This window comes from Corynebacterium sp. UMB8791 (assembly GCF_054166365.1).
Genome location: NZ_JBSZCG010000053.1, coordinates 1 through 331 on the forward strand (window position 1 = coordinate 1; position 331 = coordinate 331).

Consider the following 331-nt stretch of genomic DNA (forward strand, 5'->3'; position numbering starts at 1 on the left):
ATGAATGGCGTACGCGAGTTTAACCGCCTGCAAGGGATCGATTTAAAGAGTTATCAGTGCGAAACCATTTTTGTCGACCCACCGCGCAGCGGTCTGGACAGTGAAACCGAGAAAATGGTGCAGGCGTATCCACGTATTCTGTATATCTCCTGCAATCCGGAAACGTTATGCAAGAATCTGGAAACATTAAGCCAGACGCACAAGGTTGAACGTCTGGCTCTGTTTGATCAGTTCCCCTACACGCACCATATGGAGTGCGGCGTATTACTGACCGCGAAGTAAAATCCATGCCGGGTGCGCCAGCATCCGGCATGATACCGATTACTCGGCG

General features: G+C 50.8%; 1 pseudogene. It reads left to right on the top strand.

The features are described from left to right. A pseudogene (locus ACXIUA_RS01530) lies at positions 1 to 282 on the top strand (hypothetical protein); the annotation flags it as partial. Positions 283 to 331: the final 49 nt, after the last annotated feature.